Here is a 19003-nt window from a genome sequence, read left to right as displayed (position 1 = left end):
CTTCTTCACCTCTCCGCCCACCGGCCACGGGGGCGGCAGGGCATACGATCCCCTATGCCCCCGCGTGAGGATAAGCACTCCGGTCACGAGCCCGGAAAGAGAAGTTCTTTCCCCGTGCAGCCGTCGAGAACGATCGAGCGCTCCCCCCGCTCCGAGGCGAACCGGATCAGGTAGACCGGGTAGTAGATCGTATCGAATCCGACGATCTCCGCCGTGGGTTCGAGCCCTTTGAGGATCGTCCGAAGGGACGACTCCGTGGCCTTTGCCTCGAGGGACTCCCCGCGAAGGGGCTCCATCGGAAGGTCGCCGGATCCAGGACGGAGGGCGGAGAGCGCAGGGACGTCCGCTGCAAGCAGGGGGACGTAGACCGTCGTATCGCCCACCGTCTTCATCTCCGTGATGAGTTTCGCACCGGCGAGGCTCTTGATCGCCTTCTTCACCGCGGCCGGCGCTAGATGGGTATCTGCCTCGATCTCGGTCAGGGTCGAGCCGCCGTTCGCAAGCCCGGCAACGACCTTCACCGCGGCCTCATCGAGCCCCAGGAGTTCCGAGAACCCCGGCCGGACTCTCAGGCCGCGATCCATCTCGACGATGCAGCCGGTAAATCCGTCGATGACGAACGACGCCGTCTTCGTCGCCTTCCGGAGCAACCCGCCGATGTAGCGGAGATCCACCCGGTGGAGCGGCCGATAGACCCGCTCCCCGGAGACGATCCGCTCTTCCGGCTCAAGGATCAGGTACCGGCGTTTCCGCTTCCCCTTCGCGATATCGAGCGCCTCCTCGCGGAGCAGCACCGGGACAACCGCATTCGCGGCGGCTTGCGGGATGTTTGCCGGCTCTTCCTGCGGGAGATCCTCCGGATCGCAGGGTTCGGCGCGGGCCGGTTCCGCCCGGGAAGGCTTCGCGGGCCTGCCGGGCTCGACCGGCCGCGCGGCCACGAGCCGGGGCGTCAGCCCGCGGTGCTCGCAGAGCCGGTCGCGGAACCGCATCTTCACCTTCTCGCGGCAGAGGCCGCCCATCACGAAGAACTCCCCGGGCTCGAGTTCCGCGAGTTCAGCGACCTCTTTACGGGACGAAAAGAAGAGGGCGACGGCTTTTAAGTCGTTTTCTATCGAGAGTTTGCCGATGATCTGGTTGTTGCACTGCGAGAGGACGTTCTTCGTCACGAGCGACGGCCGCTGGGTCGCGACCAGCATGCCGAGCCCGCGTTTGCGCCCCCGGCGGGAGATCTCCTCGATCTTCTTGATGGAGTCGCCGGACTGGGGGATGAACTTGTCCGCCTCCTCCACGATCAGCAGGAAGGGTTTTTTGAGCCCGCTCTCGAGATCGTAGAGGACGTCGGCGAGGAGCGTCACCTTCTCGTGCATATCGGTCTCCGAGACGTCGAAGATCACCGCCGTCCGGGAGCAGATCGCGTTCTGCATCAGTTCCCGGATGTTCGCCCGCTCGATATCCACGTCGCAGTCGTCCCCGGAACCGATCCAGAGGAGGTGGAACCGGTCCCTGAGCGAGGAGTACTCCCCCTCCGTATCGATGAGACAGAACCCCACCCGCGCCTGCAGGAGTTGCTCGCAGAGGACCGCAATGCTCCAGCTCTTCCCGGCACCGGATTGCGCGATGATGCAGGTTCTTCCCGTGACCAGTTCCTGGGCATCAACGGCGACGTCGTGGTCGCCGTCCTTCCCGATTACGATCTCCATCCGCTCAAAGAGATCACAGGACGGCGGGAGGTTTAACGTTTCCTCTTCGTTTCAGGAGGGTTCGTTCGGGGATTCGGCTCCTTTCGTCAGCATTTGTTCCTGCGGAGCGAGAGGAAGACCCCGAAGGCCGAGAGAACCGCGAACGCGAGGAAGATTAGCCGCAGGCTCGCCAGGAACTCCGGGAATATCGCCGGGGTAACGGTCGTCGATCCCATGATGACCGCAAAGACCACGAGAACCGCTCCCATGCTCAGCATCATCCCGAGCGACCGCATCATCGCCACCATTGCCGACGCGCTCCCGTAGTAGCGTTTCTCCACACAGCCCATGATGGCGGTGGTGTTCGGGGACGAGAAGATCCCGAGCCCCACGCCCAGCAGCACCAGGAGCGCGAGGATCGCGGCGATCGGCGTCATTTCGTCAAGCAGGGAGAAGCCGAAGAGGCCCACGGCCGTAATCGCCATCCCTGCCGAAGCGACGAGCCCGGGCTGCATCCGGTCGGCCAGGCGGCCCGCCGTCGGGGCGACGAAGACCTGGACGATCGGTTGAAGGAGAAGCAGGGTGCCCGCGGCGACGGGTTCGTAGCCCCGGATGTACTGGAGGTAGAGGGAGAGGAGGAACCCGACCGCGAACGTGGCGCTGTAGTTGATCAGGGCGGCGGCGTTCGAGGCGGCAAAAACCCGGTTCTTCTCAAGCAGCGTGACCGGGAGAAGCGGGTTTTGGCGGCTCCGCTCCACCCGGAAGAAGATCGCTCCGAGCACCAGGGCTACCGCGAGGAGCGTTGCGCCGGTCGGGGTGGTCACCCAGGCCAGGCCCAGGAAGAGGCAGAGGATCAGGGCGGAGGAGAGAACCAGACCCGCGACGTCGAAGTGCTCCCGCTGCCGCTCGTTTAAGAACGCCGGGAACTTCCCGGCGTAGAAGAGGACCGGGACGGCGAGGAGCGCGGTCACGATGAAGATGCTCCGCCAGCCGAGGAACTGGGTCAGGGCGCCCCCGAGGAACGGCCCAAGCGAGAGCCCGGCGTAGACTGCCGTCGTATTCAGCCCGATCGCATAGCCCCGCTCGCCGGGCGGGTAGAGGTGGGTGATCAGGGCCACGCTGTTTGCGTAGATCATGGCGCCGCCCATCCCCTGGATGAACCGGAAGACGAGGAGGAGGTCCATCGTGGGCGTGAAGATGGTGAGGAGGGAGCCGGCGGTGTAGACCACGATCCCGGCTAAAAAGACCCTGACCTTTCCCTGCGAGTCCCCAAGCCTCCCCGCCGGGAGGAGGAAGATGACTGACGCGAGGAGATAGGCGCTCGTGACCCAGGCAAGCGTGGCGGCGTCGGCGGAGAACTCCCCGCCGATTGCGGGGAGAGCGAGGTTGATCGCGGAGCCCGTGAAGGGGTTCAAAAACGTGGCGACGGTGACCAGTATGAGGATGAATCTTCGCGAATACGGCCCGCTCTCTTCCTGCTCCACGGTATCCCTCGTGCTCCTGAAACGCCCCGAGCCCGCGCCGGGTTTGCGTGATAAGAATATTCGCGGCGAGCGCAGATAAGGGCACTGCCGCCGCCCGCGGACTACTTTAGTGAGAAGAGCACCCGGGAGGATATGCCCGACCCTCCCCCGGGGACCCGGGAGGATCTCCGCGACCTCTCGCTCCGGCTCATCCTCCTCCTCGGCGCGGCAAGCCTCTTCGGGAGCCTCGTCTCGAACGGTGCCAGGAGCGTCACCGGCCCCTACCTCCTCCTCCTCGGGGGGAGCGCGGCAATCATCGGGCTGGTCGCCGGCGCCGGCGAGTTCATAGGATACGCCCTGCGATCGGCCACCGGCATCTACGTCGGCCGGAATCACCGTTACTGGAAGGCGGCGACGGCCGGCTACAGCCTGCTCGCCGCCATACCATTCCTCGCCGTCGCCGGGCGGTGGGAGAACGCCGCCGTCCTCATCATCGCCGAGCGGATAGGAAAAGCCGTCCGGACACCGGCCCGGGATACGATCCTCTCCCATGCCACGACCGCCGTCGGGAGGGGATGGGGATTCGGCGTCCACAAGGCGCTCGACCAGGTCGGTGCGGTCGCCGGCCCGCTGGTCATGGCCGCCGCCCTGGCCGTCACCGGCGGATACGCTCAGGGATTCCTCCTGCTCGGGATCCCTCTCGCCGGCGTTCCAATCGCACTCTTCCTCGGCCGGTCGGAGGTGCCGAGGCCGGGATGCCTCGAAGAAGAGGGGGAAGGAAAGGCGGAGGGGGACGATCTGCCCGGGATCGTGCCGTATGCCGCGTTTATATTCCTCGGGATGGCAGGTTTTGCCAGTTTCCCGCTCATCTCCTTCCACTTAAAAGCCCAATCGGTCGTCCCCGACGCCGCCATACCCCTCTTCTACGCCGCCGCGATGACGGTCTCGGTCGCCGTGGCGCTGCTCGTCGGGCGGATCTTCGACCGGGCCGGCACCCACGTCCTCCTCGCCATTCCCGCCCTCAGCATCACGACGGCCGTCCTCGCATTCTCGCCCGAACCGGCCGTCGCCGTCGCGGGATCGCTTATCTGGGGGGCCGGGATCGGGATCTTCGAGCCCGTTCTCCGGGCGTCGATAGCAGAGTCCACGACGACCGACCGAAGGGGGAGGGTCTACGGGAGCGTGACCGCGGTCTTCGGGACGGCGTGGTTCGTGGGGAGCGCCGTGATGGGTGTCCTCTACGACGTATCGATCGGGCACATCGTCGCGTACGTCGTCATCGTCGAGGTTGCGGCGGTCGCCGCATACCTCTGGATGTGCCGCTCCCGGATCGCGGTGAGGCTCCAGGAGGGGCTCGGGGATATCATCCCGTAACCCTGCGACGCGATACCATCCACGCTTTCAGCGCCCCGCCGATTGCACCGCCGACGGCGCCGAGGATGCCGAAGTAGAGGGCGAGGGCGAAGAGGAGGGCGGCGATCCCGAGGCCGATGAGGGCCCCGATTGGGCCGAGGAGCGCTGTCCCCCCGACGACGGCGACGACCGAGAAGATCGCGGCGACGACGAGCCCGCCGATAAGTCCGCCGAGCGCGCCCCGAGCCGCCCCCGGGGGCCCGAGGTAGCCGCCGATGATCCCCCCGACGATCGGGCCCCCTACCGGAAAGAACGGGCTGATGAAGAGCATGAATATGATGCCTACAAGCGGAGAAAGCCAGTAGGGACTGTGCTGTTTCGCCAAGCGCGCCTCCGAAATAAGATGTTCCGGGGGAAGACCCCGGCGTTCGACCTCCGATTACCGCCGGATCGCCCCGGCAATGACGCCGCCGAGCAGGGAGAGAAGGCCCTGGTAGACGAACGCCATCACGATGATGACGAGCGACGTTCCGAGGCCCGTGATGAACCCGAACGCCCCGAGGAGAACCGTGCCGCCGATGAGAAGCAGCACCGCGATGACGATGGCGCCGAGGATGCCGGCAAGCAGTCCGGCCTTTGCACCGTTCCCTATCCCGCCTCTGACCATCCAGCCGGCAACGAACCCGCCGATCAACGGTCCGATGACCGGCAGCAGGAAGCCGAGAATAAGCCCCACGAGCCACCCGACGATGACTCCTGTCCAGAAGTTATCCGCCATATCCTTATCACCGCGGGGAATTCGAGAACGTGGTATATAAGCGTTGGGGAGGGTGACCGGTCACGGGCGAAGCCGGGTTCCGGCCCGCCCGGCAAGCGCCCTGGAGGCGTCTTTCAGCGATGCGACTATCACCCGCTTCCCTCCAGCTTCGAGGAACCCGACGGCCGCCTCGATCTTCGGCCCCATCGTCCCGGGAGGGAACTGCCCCGCCGCGAGGTGGCTCTGCGCCTCGCGAACCGTCATCTCGTCGATCTCCTGCCGGTCGGGCCGCCCGTAGTTCAAGACGACGCGCTCGACGTCGGTCAGGATCAGGAGATCCTCGGCACCGACGAGCCGGGCGAGGATCGCCGCGGTGTAGTCCTTGTCCACGACCGCCTCGACCCCCCGGAGGCTGCCCCCGCCGTCCGCGACCACCGGGACGCCGCCCCCGCCCGCGGCGATCACGATCACCCCGGCCGAGACGAGGCGGGCGATCGCCCGCTCCTCCACGAGGGCGATCGGGCGCGGGGAGGGGACGACCCGCCGGTAACCCTGCCCCGGAACCTGCACCATGCGCCAGCCCTTCTCCCCCTCCAGCCTCCTCGCCTGCATCGCGGTGTAGAACGGGCCGATCGGTTTTTCGGGGTTCTCAAACGCAGGGTCGTCGCCGTCGACCAGGGTCTGGGTGAGCACCGTCGCAACCGGGCGATCCAGCCCGGCCTCCTGGAGCGCTTCCTGCATCGACTGCTGGAGCATGTAGCCGATCATCCCCTGGCTCTCCGCCCCGCAGACGTCGAGCGGCATCGGCGGGAGGGTATCCTTTGAAATTTCGTTCTTGAGGAGGATGTCCCCCACCTGCGGGCCGTTCCCGTGCGTGATGGCGACGGCGTAGCCTTCGGCCACGATCTCTGCGATACGCCGCGATGCCTGCCTGACGTTTGCGAACTGCTCCTCGGCCGTCCCCGTCTCCCGGTGCTGCAGGATGGCGTTGCCGCCGAGCGCGATCACCACACCTTTTCCCGGCATCCCGTCACCCCCGCTCCAGCGTGCATGTCATGCAGTGGGGGCCGCCGTAGCCCCCCGTCAGGTTCTCGAGGTGCAGCGGGCAGACCTCGATGCCGTGCCGGGAGAACTCCGGCTTGTGCGGGAAGATCCGCCCTTCATTCGTTATCCGGCGGTAGTCCTCCTCCGCGTGGCGTAAAAGCCGCCCGTAGCGCTGCGGGTCATGGGCGGCCTTCCGCTCCAGGTTAAGGAGCACCGTCCGCATCACCCGTTCCCCCTCCACCGCGAGGATGCTCCCGTCCCGGACACAGAGGACGTTTGCGGCGTAGGAGAGCTGTTCGAGAATAGAGAGATCGATCACGGAGAACCCCTTCGACCGGATGTAGTCATAGAGGGTCGTCGTCTCGCCGGAAGGCTCGTAGCCCCCTTCCGACCGGTGCCGGACCTCGACCTGTGCCCGCCGGAGGAGCCGCTCTGAACCGAGCACCACCCCGCTTCCCGCGACGTTGAAGTAGGTGTCGAGGTGCATGTCGACCATCGGGTCGGGCCGGTCGCCCGGGATGAGCGGATGGCCCGGCTGGTGAACGATGCCGATCTCGTCGAACCCCGGGGCAAGACCGAGGAACCGGGATACCCCGTCACGGTTCGTCCGGTCCCCGGTGCCGACGAGAGCGAACTCCCCCATCGGCATGAAGTCGCCGCCCTCGAACGTCCCCGGCGCCTCGACCGTCCCGACGATGGGAATACCGAGGATCTCCCAGAGGAATCGGGTGATCTCGGGCTCCCTTTCCCGCTGCCGCTTTGCCGGCCGGCCGACGACGAGGCCGCGGGGGGTCGCCGCCTGCTGGTCGCGCATGAAGTAGAGGTTTGCAAGCGGCGTCTGCTCAAGGATATGGACATCCACCCCGCCGCCGGCACCCCTCCTGCCCACGTCGATGACCGGATTCAGGAGCAGGAGGGTGAGGAAGTGCAGCGAGTCCAGGGCATCGGCGTTCTGCTCCATGCTCCGCCTGGCCTCCGCCACTTCCCTCCTGCCGCCCCGGACGACGACGGTCTCGTGCGCCCGATCAACGAGCCGCCGACGCACCGCCGGGTCGCGATCGGCTGCATCGAGGATCGTCTCCTTGAGCCGCAGCACCCGAACCCCGAACTCCTCCCTGAGCGTGCGCTGGAGAGAGTCGTGCTCGCGCCGCGCCTCGTAGCGGCTGAACGCCCGTTCGTAGAGCGCCGCATACGGTTCGAGCAGCCCGAAGAACATCTCGATCCCCGGTCGGTGAACGACCACCGTCCGGAGGTGCTCCCACTCCGCCCGCACTCCCGTCGCCATCCGGCTCATTTCTCCCCCCGGAGAGCGGCAAAGAAGTAAGCGATCATCACCCCGATCGCCGTCGCTGCCGCGAGCACCCAGTTCACCCGGCCGCCGATGGTGAAACTGATGCCGGCAAAGACGATGAACGCAAGCATGCCGTAGAGGAGGAGCTTCGCATATCGATGCATCGGAAGAGTCCCTCTCCCGGAGAACGGATAAACCTGTCGCGGATCGGAGCCGGGATCCACAAAACGAGGCAGAAAATCGGGTTTCAGGGCTTCAGAAGCGCCCGTAACCAGCCGATCGGAGAGCAAAACCACAAAAGTTATCATCCGGTGAAACGATCCCACAATCAAGCCAGTGCTTTATCCGGCACAAGGAGGTGTCCACGTGAGGATCAGACGATACAAACCCCCAATCTCGACGACCGCGAAACCGTTTCGGATAGTGCGGAGACTGCAGCGCAACCCGACGTACACCCCGCTCAGGATCGGCCCGGTGATGAACGCCGCCGTGCTCGCGGCCCTCTCGGCAACATCCTCCATGTCGGGGCTGACCATCGGAGCATGTATACGCCTCGTGGGGCTGTGACGTTCTCCGGATGCAGGTCCGCCCCCTCTTTTTCCGCGTGAGACTGCGCCGTTCGTCTGCACCGCCCGGGAACGACGCCTCGACGGAACAGAATTCGAGAAACCGCGAAAGGGATGACTGTTACATCCCGATAACGTCCATCGCCCAGAACCCGAACCGAACCATCCCCGTCCGGAGCGTGCCGATGAGGTTCTTCCCCTCGATCGTGGCCGTGCCGCTCCGCATCGCCTCGCGGAAGGTGTCGAACGGCCGCTCGGAGATCATGACCTCCTCCGCCGTCGCGGCGTCGGTGGTCACCGTGACGATCGGGTCGGGGCAGCCCTTCGCGTCGAACTGGATGACCTTTTTGTCGTGAAACGTGATCCCGATGACCAGCACGCCGTCGGGAGAGATGACGTAGAGGTTGACCGTCTCGTCAGCAAACGGCCCGGTCACCCATCCCGGCAGCCGGTCGGCGTACTCGTTGTACGTCAGGGTATACTCCCGCATCGCAAAGAAGAGGTTCACCTCCGCGGGGGTCAGGTCGGCGTTCTCGACCACGAGCGCGCCCGCCGGCACGGTGAGAGCCAGTGTTCCGAGGAGAAGAGCAAGGATCGTCCGGAGGCGCGGGGTCACCGGACACCTCCCGCCCGCTCTTCGCGCTCCGGTGCGCATGCCCCGTGAGCGATGCTATATGCAGAGCGAGCCCGCTCATCGCCGTTATAGGTCAGCAAACTGCTGCCGCGCATCGCGTCTCCGAGGATGGATGGCCGGTTCTGGTATTTCAGGATATCTATACGGCCCGGCCGCCGAAGGGACGCCGGGATGCATTTGCCGCCCCGGCCGGTACCCCGAAGAGACGGCGGGGGAGGACGGGGGATTGCAGGGTTCACGCAAAGGCTGCCGCATCCAGGGAGGGAAAAGGAGATATGACGGCATCATGCATGAAGGGTAAAGGAGCGGATGGCGATCGATGGGAGGAGATGATATCATCGAGGTGCGAGACCTCGAACATGCGTTTGGCGACTTCACGGCGGTTCGCGGCATCAGTTTTACCGTCAAAAAAGGCGAGATCTTCTCGTTTCTCGGCCCGAACGGCGCGGGGAAGAGCACCACCATCAACATCCTGACAACCCTCCTCCCCGTCCAGAAGGGTGCGGTGCGGGTGGCCGGTTACGACGTCGCACGGGAGCCCAGAAAGGTCAGGAAGGCGATCGGCATCGTCTTCCAGGACGACGTGCTCGACCGGGATCTCACTGTTCGGGAGACGATGGAGTTCCACGGCCGGCTCTACGGCATCCCCCGAGAAGAACGGCGGCGCCGGATCGACGATCTGCTCCGGATCGTCGAACTTGAGTTCAAACGGGACGAACGGACGAAGAACCTCTCCGGCGGCATGAAACGACGGCTTCAGATCGCACGCGGCCTGATGACTCAGCCCGGGGTGCTCTTCCTGGACGAACCGACGCAGGGGCTCGATCCCCAGACGCGGATGCGGATCTGGGACTATATCCGGCAGGTGAACGAGGCCGGGACGACGATATTTCTGACGACGCACTACATGGAAGAGGCCGATATGCTCTCCGACCGGATCAGCATCATCGACCACGGCAGGATCGTCGTCTCCGGAACCCCGGCCGAACTGAAGAACGCCCTCGGCGAGGACGTCGTCTACCTGGAGACCGACGACGACAGAACGGCCAGGGAATCTCTTTGGGGGATCGAGGAGATCCGGTCGGTCAAGGAGTCGCCCCGCGGCCTCTCGGTCACGATCTCGGCCGACGGGAGCCACTGCCTTCCGCGGATCATCGATGCTGTGCGCGACGCCGGGATCACCATCTCGAACGTGAACCTGAAGAAACCGACGATGGACGACGTCTTCGTCCACTACACGGGAAGAGAACTGCGCGACGCGGGGGCATGAACGGATGGCATGGGAATTCCTTACCGTCTACTGGCGGGAGATGATCCGGTTCGTCAGGTTCAGGACGCAGCTCTTCTCGTCGCTCCTGCAGCCGGCGCTCTGGATGGCGTTCTTCGGCGTCGCGATGTCCTCGAACTTCGACCGGTTCACATCGTCGATCCCGGCCCCGGCGGGCGTCATCCCCCTCGATTACCTCACCTTCATGGCAGCCGGGGTGATCGCGATGACGACCCTCTTCACGAGCCTCTTTGGAGGGATGAGCCTCCTCTTCGACAAGAACTGGGGGCTGATGCGGGAGATGCTGGCAAGCCCCATGCCCCGGACGCATATCATGCTCGGGGTCAGCCTCTCGGGGATGACGAAATCGTTCATCCAGGTCTCGATCATCATGGCCTTCGGCCTCCTCCTCGGGGTGGAGTTCTTCCCGGGGTACCCGGCCGCCCGGATCGCCCTCTCGATCCTCGGCATATTCGCGTTCGTCGGCGCCTTCTCGCTCGGGTTCCTGCTCTTCTCCTCCACCATCTCGATGCGCCTCGAAAGCCCCGAAGGGCTGCAGGGGATCATGACGCTCCTCACCCTGCCGCTCTTCTTCGTCTCGAACGCCCTCTACCCGATCCAGGCGTTCCCGGCGTTTCTGCAGGTGCTCTCGACCTACAACCCCCTGACCCACCTGGTCAACGGGATCCGCTACTTCGCTCTCGGAAGCGATTTCTTCGCCGTCGGCGCCCGCTACACCTCCACCACGACCGACGTCCTCACCTCGTTCGCGTACCTGGCAGTCTTTGCGGCGGTGATGTATCTCCTTGCCCGGCGGACGTTTGAGAAGGCCGTCGTGACATAAGGGTAATCTCCTATGAAGCAGAGAGGATGAGCATGCAGCGAACCGTATACGCGGTACTTGCCCTTGTCGTCCTCGCCACCGCTCTTTCCGGATGCACCGGGGTGCCGGGCGTCGAGGAGACGGAGCAGTTCGACCGGACGGTCGCGGTGGAGCCTGAGAGCAGTATCGTCGTGATCAATCACAACGGAAACGTCGCCGTGACCGTCCGCGAGGGGAATGACGTCCTTATCACGGCGGTCAAGCGATCCGTCTACGGCCGGGGCGAACTCGATAAGGTCGAGATCGAGGTGACGGAGGGCGACCCACTGCGGGTAGAGACGGTGCACACCGGCTTCAACCCGCGGGTGAGTGTCGACTACACGATATCCCTGCCCCCGACCGTCGTCCTGCAGAGGGTCGAGAGCTCGAACGGCAGGATCGAACTCTCGGGAGTGCGGGTTACGGAAACAGAACTCCTGACGTCGAACGGCCGGGTGACCGTCAACGGCGCCCCCGGCGGCGATCTTGTGGCAACCTCATCGAACGGCCGGATCGAACTCTCGGGCGTCGAGGGCTATGTCATGGCGACGACCAGCAACGCCGGCATCACGGTGGAGGACTGCGGAGGGATTACGGGTCTCGCGACCTCGAACGGAGCAATAACCGCCGAAATACCCGCCATCCGGGGAGACATGACGGTATCGTCGAGCAACGCCGGCATCACGCTCAGGTTCGCAGAGGATCTGAATGCCCGGGTGGCCGCCACCACCTCGAACGGCAGGATAACGGTTCATAATCTTATGCTCCAGCTCGAAGAGTCGACGGGAACCTCGGTCTCGGGAACGCTCGGCGCCGGGGGCCCGACCGTCAGCGTCAGAACCTCGAACGCCGGCATCGACCTCTTCGGACCCTGACCGGCACGGCCCCCCGTAACCTTTTATTCACCCGGGACAAATCTTCGAACATCCGATGATCCGCCATGACGCATCTTCTGTTCTTTACCGTTGAGGGGCTGGCCTGTGCTCTCCCCCTCGCCGAGACCCGGCAGGTCGTCGGCATGGTGGAACTCCAGCCCGGGACCGGCAAACGCCGCGGGGAAACGGGAATCATGAATCTGCACGGCAGAGCCGTCCCCGTCTACTCGCTCCGGAGTCTCCTCGGACTCCCCGACCGCCCTCCTCTCCCCACCGACGTCCTCGTCATCGCTCACCCCTCCCGGGAATGCGTGGCCCTCTGGGCGGACGGGGTGCGGGGAGTGCAGGAGAGCCGGGTGCAACTCCCGCCGGAAACCGACGCCTCCTCTCCTCCCGGCGTGCTGCGGACCGAAGACGGGGATATCATCATCTACGATCTCGGTGCGTTCCTTGCAGGGGAAGAGACCGCGCAGTACCCTCTTCCGACCGGCACGACCGGCACCGGCGGGGAGACGCCGCCTTACGACGCCGAAAAAATCGGTGAGATCCTTACGGAACGGGCGCGGGCGTTCGCGCAGCCGGAAGAGGAGACGGGCGGCGAGGCCCCGTTCTCGGAACTCCTCACGTTCAGGCTCGCTGACCAGGAGTATGCCATCAAGACGCAGTACATCCGCGAAGTCTTCATCATGCACGAGATCACCCCGGTTCCCGGGGTGCCCGACTTCATCGTCGGTATCTGTGCCGTCAGGGGAGAGATCATCTCCGTCGTCGATCTCCGCGCGCTCTTCGGGATCCCGAAGCGCGGCCTGACCGACCTCAACCGGGTCATCGTCCTCTCCGACGGGACGGTGACCTTCGGGATTCTTGCGGACTACATCACGGACATCTACATCCGGCCGGTCGACCCGTTCTCCCCCATAGAGCCCGGAACGACCCCGATCCCCCAGCGTTACCTCCTGGGTGTCACGGAAGGATCGGTGCTCGTCCTCGATGCGGCGGCGATCCTCGCCGACCCCGCGCTGGGGGTTGACCAGACCCGAAAATAAACCGACATTACACGCTCATTATGAGGAACGGGAACACAGGAGCGCCATTCGCAGGACAGATCATTATTTAACCCCAAGTGTGCATCAATCTATTAAGTCGTCGTACAGGAGCGAGTGGAACGGAAGTATCATGCTCACATTTTTTTCAGACATGAAAGTCGGGACGAAGATCCTCGTCATCTGCCTATTTCTGGCGATCATCCCGACGCTTATGCTCGGTATAGTGGCGTACACCAGTTCGAGCGGTGTGATCAACGACCAGATCGAGACACTGCTCGAGACACAGGTGCACGACGCGCGGGGATGGACCAACGATGTCTACAAACTCACCCGCAATAAGGTGAACAGCGACCTCAACGTTCTCCACGAGAACTTCTACGCTCGCGGGACTCCCGAGGTCATCGACGGGAAACTGGCCCTGGTGGACGGCACCGGCAACCCGTACGTCATCAACGACAACTTCGAGATCGTCGACCAGGTGCAGTCCCTGGTCGGCGGCGCGGCGACGGTCTTCCAGGTCTACGACGACAATGCCGTCAGGATCTCCACAAACGTCATCGGAAATGACGGGGCGCGGGCAGTCGGGACCGAACTGACCCAGAACGTCTACGACGTCGTGGTGAACCAGGGGGAGACCTACTACGGGAGCAGGGATCTCTTCGGCAAGCGCTACGTCACCGCGTACGAGCCGATAAAGGACAGCCGCGGAAACATCGTCGGGGTTCTCTTCGTCGGGACGGAGGAGCAGGAGACGCTCGACGTCGTCAAGTCGAGCCTTAAAGAGACGGTCATCGGCAGAAACGGCTACATGTTCGTCGTCGACAGCAACGGCCAGCTGCTCGTGCACCCGTCCGAGGAGGGAGAGAACTGGGCCGGCGAAGAGTTCGTCCAGGAGATGATCGAGAACCAGGTCGGGGTCATCCGTCACCAGATCGACGGTACCGATATCATCGACGCCTACACCTACTACGAACCGCTCGACTGGTACATCGTCTCCCGTGCCGAACTCTCCGACTTCACCGGGCCGATAGACACCATCAGGAACACCATCATCATCGTCGTCCTCGCATCCATCGCGATAGGCGTCGCGATCGCCATCCTCTTCGGCCGCTCGATCTCCGATCCCCTGCAGCAGGTCGTGCTGATGCTCAAAGAGCTCCGTAACGGCCACCTCTCCGCACGGCTCAACATCAGGCGGCAGGACGAGATCGGGGTCATGGCCAGAACAATGGACGAGTTCGCCGGCGATCTCCAGACGAACGTCGTCGGGAACCTCAAAAAGATCGCTCTCGGCGAGTATGTCCAGGAGTTCCCGGTCGCCGACGAAGGCGACGAGATCCGACCCGCACTCGCGATGATGGTCCAGTCGCTCGACCACCTCCACAAAGAGACGCTCAAACTCACCGACGCCGCCCGTGCAGGCGATCTCTCAATCCGCGGGGACGAGAAGGCGTTCCGCGGCGGCTACCGGATGATCATCGCCGGGTTCAACAAGACCCTCGAGTCGATCACCGAGCCGGTGAACGAGGCGATGCGGCTTGCACGGTTCTACGCTTCCGGCGACTTCACCGCACGGTTCGACGAGAAGATCCCGGTCGCCGGAGAGTTCGTCGCCTACCGCGACGCCCTCAACACCATCGGGATCGAACTCTCGCGGCTGATGAAATTGATCAGCGAGGAACTATACGAGGGCGTCTCGGTTCTCTCGCTCGCCTCAAACGAGATCCTGGCGGTCACGAGCCAGCTCGCCGCGGCCAGTTCCCAGACCGCGACGACGGTGAACGAGACCTCGGACTCGGTCGAGAGCGTCAGGAAGAAGACCGAACTGGTAAATCAGAAGACGAAAGATGTCTCCGAGAAGGCAATGCGGGCGCTGGAGGTCTCGAAAGGCGGCCAGAAGTCCGTGCGCGAAACCCTTGAAGGTATGAACCAGATCCAGCGGCAGATGGATCTCGTCCGGATGAGCGTCATCCGGCTCTCCGAACAGAGCCAGGCCGTCGGTGAGATCATCGCGACCGTGAACGACATCTCCGAGCAGTCCAACCTGCTCGCGGTGAACGCTTCCATCGAGGCCGCAAAGGCCGGAGAGTTCGGGAAAGGGTTTGCCGTCGTCGCAAACGAGATCCATAACCTTGCCGAGCAGTCTAAGAAAGCGACCTCGAACATCCGGGCAATCCTCACCGATATCCAGCAGGGGGTCTCCTCGACCGCGGTCTCGACCGAGCAGGGGATCATGTCCGTCGCGAGCGCGGCCCAGCTGACGAGCAACGCACAGGAGGTTATCGAGGTGCTTGCCCAGTCGATAGCAGACACCTCGCAGGAGGTCATCGAGATCGCCACCTCGATCCAGACGCAAGCATCGGGGGTCGACCAGATCTCGCGCGCGATGGAGAATATCCGGGACGCGGCGCAGAAGAACCTCGAGACCACCCATAAGGCGGAAAAGACCGCCGAGGACCTGCACGAGCTCGGGGCCCGCTTAAAGAGGATCACCCAGCAGTATCGGGTCTAACGCGATCTGCCATGACCGGATCGGACGACGTATTCCGTGCCCGTCTCCTGGAGACGTTCCGCGAGGAGGCGGACGGATACCTTGAAACAATCACCGAGGGGCTGATCGCGCTCGAGAAGGCCGGGCCGACGCCCGAGCTGGTAGAGCAGGTTTACCGGACGGTCCACAGCCTGAAAGGAGCATCGCGCGCGGTCAACCTCCGGGAGATCGAGTCCATCTGCCAGAACCTCGAGACCGTCTTCTCCCTTGTGAAGCGGGGTGAGTACGTCCCGGAAGCGGACGGCTTCGACCTCTTTCACCAGGCAATCGCGGTCATAAGGAGTCTTATCCGGGAAGAGAGACCCGATGTCTCTCCGGCGGAGATCAACGGGGCGCTCCGGGCCATCCCCGGCGGGAAGGAGACTGCCCGGAGCGGTTCCCCCGAAGGCCGCCCGGCCGAACCGGGTTCGACTGCCCAGAACCACGTTCCCGGGACGGCCTGGAGTTATAACGGCGGCGAACAGAGGGGCGACCGGGGCACGGTGCGGATCGCCGCCCACAAACTCGACAAACTCACCGCCGGAGCCGACAGTCTCCTCACGACCCGGCTCTTCATCACGCAGAGGATACGCGAGCTCGAGGAGATGATGACCCGTTTCTCCCTCTGGCAGTGGAACCACTCTCAGGCGTTCAACGACCTGCAGACGATCCGCAGGAGGGCTTTCGGGGAAGAGAAGGCAGCGATTCCTCCCGATCTTGTCCTGCCGCTCCAGCGGGCAGTCGAGTTCCTGGAGTACAACCGCGAGTTCGTGACCAATCTCCAGCATGATCTCGCCTCGCACCTGCGTTTTATGGAGATCGACCGGTCGGCACTCGAGACGAGCACTTCCGAGATATCCGACCTCGTCCACGATGCCGCACTCCTCCCGGCTTCAGCCATACTCACCCCGTTCTCCGCGTTCGTGAGAGAGTTCTCCCGCTCCTCGGGGAAATCGGTCGACCTCACGATCGAGGGCGGCGAGATCGAGGTCGACCGGCGTATCCTCGATGCGTTGAAAGACCCCATCATGCACCTCATACGGAACAGCATCGATCACGGCATCGAGAGCCCGGATCTCCGGAGGGAGCGGCAGAAACCGGCCACCGGCTCCGTGCGGATCCGGGTCTTCCCCCGGTCGGGAAGCAGGGTCGGCATCGAGGTGGCCGACGACGGCGCCGGCATCGACAGCAGCGCGATCCGGAGAACCGCCGTCGAGAGCGGGGTGATCACGGCGGACGAGGAGGCAAGCCTCACGGACAGCGAGGCGATCTGGCTCATCTTCCGCTCGGGAATGACCACGAGCCGGATCGTCACCGATCTCTCGGGGAGGGGGCTCGGGCTTGCAATCGTGGAAGATACCGTCTCCCGTCTCGGGGGGGAGGTGACGATCTCCTCGGCCGTCGGCAAAGGGACGGCGGTCACCCTGACCGTTCCGGTGAGCATGGCCACCCTCCGCGGGCTGCTCGTCCGCTCTGAACGGCAGATATATGTCCTCCCGATGCAGCAGGTGAAGCAGGTTCTCCGGGTTCGGCCGGATTCCCTGACCGCCTCTAAGGGCCGGGCGACGATCCAGTTCTCAGGCGAGACGATCGAGGTCATCCGGCTCACCGATGCCCTGGGCATCCCCCCGTCCGGCCCCGTCGCACCGGGGGAGCGGCCGAAGCCACTTGTCATCATCGCGTACGGGGCCGGGCAGATCGCCTGTATGGTCGATGAAGTGATCCGGGTGCAGGAGATCGTCGTCCGGCCGCTCGGCAGCCAGCTCATCTCCGTGCGGAGGATCGACGGGGCGGTGATCCTCGGGGACGGCCATCTGGCGCTCGTGCTCGACCCTCTCGAACTGATCCAGGACGCGATGCAGGCGGAGCGATCGGCATCGACATCCATGCTGCCATGGGAGGCAGAGCGCCGGGTCATGGTCGTCGAGGACTCGGTTACGTCGCGTGCCCTGCTGCAGGAGATACTTGAAGGGGCCGGATATCAGGTGGAGACCGCCGCCAACGGGATCGACGCATTCGCAAGGCTTAAGCAGCATGAGTTTGATATGGTCGTTTCAGATGTTGATATGCCCCGGATGAACGGGTTTACGCTCACCGAGAAGATACGAGCCGAAGGCGGGCACCTTGCCGGGATTCAGGTGGCGCTGGTCACTTCGCTCGATTCGCCCGAAGATCGGGAACGAGGAAAGGCGGTCGGGGCGGACGCATATATCGTCAAGAAGAACTTCGAGGCAGGAGAGTTTCTCAAGATGGTCCGGCGCCTGATGCGTCGCCGCGAGGGAGAACTCCAGGAGCGATGATATGGAAGGGAAGCATGAGGGAAGAACGAGAATGAGCGTTCTGGTGGTAGAGGATAGCAGGACGCAGGCCGAGTTCATTCGCCACGTCCTCGAGACGGAAGGATACGAGGTCGCCCTGGCCGCCGACGGCACCGAGGCGACGCGGAGGATGGAGATCGATATGCCCGATATCGTCCTGACCGACATCATGATGCCCGGAATAGACGGGTACGAACTCTGCCGCCGGATCAAGCAGCAGAACCCGGATACACCCGTCATCCTGGTCACCAACCTCTTCGATCCCGCCGACGTCTTAAAAGGGCTTGCATCGGGAGCAGACAGTTTCATCGTGAAACCCATCGACCCGGAACACGTCCGCTCCCAGATCGAGGCCGTCATGCGGACGCGGGAGATTCCCGAACCAAAAGACTCTCCCGCAGAACTGGAGATTCCCTTCGCCGGCAGCACCTATACCATCGCCGCAGGACGGCTCAAGATCTTAAACACCCTTCTCTCGACATACACCGTCGCAGTGACGAAGAACACCGAACTCCAGGAGGCGCAGGAGCAGCTGCACTCCTTAAACGAACAACTCCAGGACGCCGTCGCGGATCTCTCGCGCAGCAACGAGAGCCTTGCCGCCGAGAACCAGGAACGCCGCCGCGTGGAAAAAGCGCTTGCGGATGCCAACCGGAAACTCCAGCTCATGGCAAGCATCACCCGCCATGACCTCTTAAATCAGCTCGCGGCGCTCTGGGGATATCTCGACCTCGCGCAGGTGCTGCGCGAGCGTGAACCGGCAAACGCGTGGCGCCACGTCGAGAGCGCTGCCGAGATGGTGAACCGTATCAACAACACCGTCCGGTTTACGGCCGAGTACCAGAAGGTGGGGGCGACGGCTCCAACCTGGCAGGAGATCAGGACGCTTGTGGAGCGGTCGGAGAAATATATCTCGACGGGCAAGGTAACCCTTGAGAACGCCGTTCCGGCGGGGGTGGAGATCTTCGCCGACCCGCTCATCGAGAAGGTCTTCTCGAACCTTATCGAGAACGCGCTACGATACGGGGAGACGGTCACCACCATCGCCTTCAGCCTCAAACAGGATGGAGAGACCTACACCATCCTCTGTGAGGATAACGGGGTGGGGGTTCCTGCCGACGAGAAGGAGAAGATCTTCACCTACGCACACGGCATGAATACCGGACTCGGCCTCTTCCTCGCGCGGGAGATCCTGGCCATAACCGGGATCACCATCCAGGAGACGGGGATCCCCGGGAACGGAGCACGATTCGAGATCTTCTGTCCGGCAAAGGTGATCCGCGCTCCCGGCCGGCAGACCGAATGAACCGAGACGATA

Annotated in this window: 17 protein-coding genes; 9 read left to right on the top strand and 8 right to left on the bottom strand. The window is 63.9% G+C overall.

All coding sequences use genetic code 11. The features are described from left to right. Window positions 1-83 precede the first annotated feature (83 nt). Entirely contained in the window at window positions 84-1700 is a 1617-nt protein-coding gene (locus MCUHO_RS10585; protein WP_067078042.1) for an ATP-binding protein, read from the bottom strand. Window positions 1701-1786: 86 nt separating this feature from the next. Further along, window positions 1787-3163: an MFS transporter gene (locus MCUHO_RS10580; RefSeq protein ID WP_067078038.1), complete on the bottom strand. Its 1377-nt coding sequence runs from the start codon at window positions 3161-3163 to the stop codon at window positions 1787-1789. Between the two features lie 132 nt (window positions 3164-3295). On the opposite strand from MCUHO_RS10580, the gene MCUHO_RS10575 reads away from it, so the two are divergent. Next, window positions 3296-4516 carry an MFS transporter gene (locus MCUHO_RS10575; protein ID WP_067078034.1) on the top strand — a complete coding sequence of 407 codons (1221 nt, stop codon included), beginning with the start codon at window positions 3296-3298 and terminating at the stop codon, window positions 4514-4516. Here MCUHO_RS10575 and MCUHO_RS10570 read toward each other — a convergent pair. Genes MCUHO_RS10570 through MCUHO_RS12795 form a run of 5 tightly spaced genes read right to left on the bottom strand, consistent with a single transcriptional unit; the run spans window position 4506 to window position 7751 of the window. Then, window positions 4506-4880: a DUF5518 domain-containing protein gene (locus tag MCUHO_RS10570; protein WP_067078032.1), complete on the bottom strand. Its 375-nt coding sequence runs from the start codon at window positions 4878-4880 to the stop codon at window positions 4506-4508. The two genes, MCUHO_RS10575 and MCUHO_RS10570, sit on opposite strands and share 11 nt — an antisense overlap. Before the next feature lie 54 nt (window positions 4881-4934). After that, the gene (locus MCUHO_RS10565) at window positions 4935-5273 is read right to left on the bottom strand and encodes a DUF5518 domain-containing protein (RefSeq protein ID WP_067078029.1); all 339 of its coding nucleotides are present in this window, start codon (window positions 5271-5273) and stop codon (window positions 4935-4937) included. Between the two features lie 60 nt (window positions 5274-5333). After that, the gene (gene arcC / locus MCUHO_RS10560) at window positions 5334-6278 is read right to left on the bottom strand and encodes a carbamate kinase (protein ID WP_067078026.1); all 945 of its coding nucleotides are present in this window, start codon (window positions 6276-6278) and stop codon (window positions 5334-5336) included. Window positions 6279-6282: 4 nt separating this feature from the next. After that, a complete protein-coding gene (locus MCUHO_RS10555; RefSeq protein WP_067078864.1) occupies window positions 6283-7581 on the bottom strand; it encodes an arginine deiminase family protein in 1299 nt (432 codons plus the stop codon). A gap of 5 nt (window positions 7582-7586) precedes the next feature. Next, on the bottom strand, window positions 7587-7751 hold the full coding sequence (locus MCUHO_RS12795) for a hypothetical protein (RefSeq protein WP_161485898.1): 165 nt from the start codon (window positions 7749-7751) through the stop codon (window positions 7587-7589). A gap of 202 nt (window positions 7752-7953) precedes the next feature. Here MCUHO_RS12795 and MCUHO_RS12665 point away from each other — a divergent pair, with 202 nt between their 5' ends. Further along, window positions 7954-8154, top strand: coding sequence for a hypothetical protein (locus tag MCUHO_RS12665; RefSeq protein ID WP_153020039.1), 201 nt, complete (start codon window positions 7954-7956; stop codon window positions 8152-8154). A 120-nt stretch (window positions 8155-8274) separates the two neighbouring features. On the opposite strand, the gene MCUHO_RS10545 is transcribed toward MCUHO_RS12665, so the two are convergent. Further along, window positions 8275-8769, bottom strand: coding sequence for a hypothetical protein (locus MCUHO_RS10545; RefSeq protein ID WP_067078020.1), 495 nt, complete (start codon window positions 8767-8769; stop codon window positions 8275-8277). A 337-nt stretch (window positions 8770-9106) separates the two neighbouring features. Here MCUHO_RS10545 and MCUHO_RS10540 point away from each other — a divergent pair, with 337 nt between their 5' ends. The 7 genes from MCUHO_RS10540 (at window position 9107) to MCUHO_RS10510 (ending at window position 18991) form a co-directional block, all read left to right on the top strand. After that, entirely contained in the window at window positions 9107-10057 is a 951-nt protein-coding gene (locus MCUHO_RS10540) for an ATP-binding cassette domain-containing protein (protein ID WP_067078017.1), read from the top strand. Window positions 10058-10061: 4 nt separating this feature from the next. Then, window positions 10062-10898, top strand: a complete 837-nt coding sequence (locus MCUHO_RS10535; protein WP_067078014.1) for an ABC transporter permease — start codon at window positions 10062-10064, stop codon at window positions 10896-10898. A gap of 32 nt (window positions 10899-10930) precedes the next feature. Next, window positions 10931-11791, top strand: a complete 861-nt coding sequence (locus tag MCUHO_RS10530; protein WP_067078862.1) for a DUF4097 family beta strand repeat-containing protein — start codon at window positions 10931-10933, stop codon at window positions 11789-11791. Window positions 11792-11856: 65 nt separating this feature from the next. Then, entirely contained in the window at window positions 11857-12837 is a 981-nt protein-coding gene (locus MCUHO_RS10525; RefSeq protein ID WP_067078011.1) for a chemotaxis protein CheW, read from the top strand. A 130-nt stretch (window positions 12838-12967) separates the two neighbouring features. Further along, the gene (locus MCUHO_RS10520; RefSeq protein WP_067078009.1) at window positions 12968-15349 is read left to right on the top strand and encodes a methyl-accepting chemotaxis protein; all 2382 of its coding nucleotides are present in this window, start codon (window positions 12968-12970) and stop codon (window positions 15347-15349) included. An 11-nt stretch (window positions 15350-15360) separates the two neighbouring features. Then, window positions 15361-17667, top strand: a complete 2307-nt coding sequence (locus MCUHO_RS10515) for a hybrid sensor histidine kinase/response regulator (RefSeq protein WP_067078007.1) — start codon at window positions 15361-15363, stop codon at window positions 17665-17667. A gap of 31 nt (window positions 17668-17698) precedes the next feature. Further along, window positions 17699-18991 carry an ATP-binding response regulator gene (locus MCUHO_RS10510; RefSeq protein WP_235808245.1) on the top strand — a complete coding sequence of 431 codons (1293 nt, stop codon included), beginning with the start codon at window positions 17699-17701 and terminating at the stop codon, window positions 18989-18991. Window positions 18992-19003: the final 12 nt, after the last annotated feature.

The organism is Methanoculleus horonobensis, from assembly GCF_001602375.1.
In the GTDB taxonomy this organism is placed as follows: Archaea; Halobacteriota; Methanomicrobia; order Methanomicrobiales; family Methanoculleaceae; genus Methanoculleus; species Methanoculleus horonobensis.
Note: the sequence above shows the minus strand (reverse complement) of the source record. Positions and strands in the feature narration are given on the sequence as shown.